1 protein-coding gene is annotated in these 1,327 nt (G+C 57.7%); it reads left to right on the top strand.

Features of this window, described 5'->3' with window-relative positions:
- Positions 1-867: TlpA family protein disulfide reductase (locus tag EN932_RS36270; protein ID WP_128369533.1), on the top strand; the 867-nt coding region annotated here is incomplete at its 5' end.
- Between the last annotated feature and the right edge of the window lie 460 nt (positions 868-1,327).

The following is a 1,327-nucleotide window of genomic DNA, read 5'->3' as shown; positions in this document are numbered from 1 at the left end:
CGTATCGGGTTCGATTACATTGGCGAAATGAACAAGCTCTGGATGGATCCCAGCTCTTCGATTGGGATTCCCACCTCGTTCGTGGTCGACCGCGACGGCCACATCGCTTTTATCGGCCACCCGGCGGAACTCGATGACGTTTTGCCGAAAGTCCTTAACGGCAGCTGGCGCAGCAGCTATGAAGCGAAAGCCGCCGATGCAAAGCGCATCGCGCATAACCAACTTGCAGCGCGCGAAATGTCGCTTACCGGGCCGATATACGCCAAACTTGAGCCGGCGATGCAGGCCGAGGATTGGACGGCGGCGCTCTTGGCCATCGAAGAAGGCCTCGCCTTGATGCCAGACTCTTGTGAGTTCCGGCAGATTCATGCGGATCTTCTGCTTCACAAGCTGCGCGACATCAAGACCGGCATGCCGGTCATGCGAGAATTGGTCGAGGACGCGATCGACAAAACGTCCGACGCGGTGTCGTGGATGGCCTTGGCCCTCAACCAACTCTTCGATCCCACGATGGACAATTCCCATCTTCCGCGCGCGGAGCGCTTTGCGATGGGCAACGAGCTCTCGGAACAGATACTGGCACTCAATCCCCCGAACGGCGATGGCCCGTTTAAATACCTCCGGTACCTCCCGGTAGCTCAGTATTATTACGAGAGCGGCAACAAAGATCGCGCAATCGAGTTGATCGAGGTGGCACTGAAATCGGTGGACCGGCTGGGGCCAATTCCGGACCACACCAAACAGTACTATCTTACCCCATTGCTCGAAGCACTGGCCAACTACACGGGTGAGCCTGCCTGTCACGCGGATCTTTGTGTGGCTCCGCAAAAGAAGGCACCCGAAACTCAAAACGAAGTCACTTCCTGAGCAAGAATCGCGAAGGGACTGACAATTGGAATTGAACACTGGCCAATCCGCCCATCGAAGCTCTCTTCGCAGCAAGTATGTCGATGCAGCAGGGCGGCGGCTTGCGGAAGGTTGGATTTCAATTGCGTTGACCACCGGTCGGATCGCGGCGCAGACGATGTGCGCCGCGAATTCGCGCCGCAGGTCTCGCACTCGTGGACATGTCGAGGTCGGCCACGGGGCACTCTTGGGGTTGGCCCGCCCAAGCCATTCGTCGGCCACGCAAGCGGACCCGGAGTGGGCATCGCAGGAAAAGGAAATCGTACCTCGAAGACGAAGACTGAAATGACGAACAACGAAATTCCTCCGGTTGGCCCTGCTGTCAACAATGACGACGAGGCCCTTGCTTCCCCGTTCGTCAAATGCCTCCTGCGGCTCATTCGTACTCAGGATTCCTTCGGCTTATGGGAAGGCCATTCGG

Source organism: Mesorhizobium sp. M7A.F.Ca.US.002.01.1.1 (assembly GCF_004022955.1).
GTDB lineage: Bacteria > Pseudomonadota > Alphaproteobacteria > Rhizobiales > Rhizobiaceae > Mesorhizobium > Mesorhizobium ciceri.
This window is presented reverse-complemented; position numbering and strand designations above follow the sequence as displayed.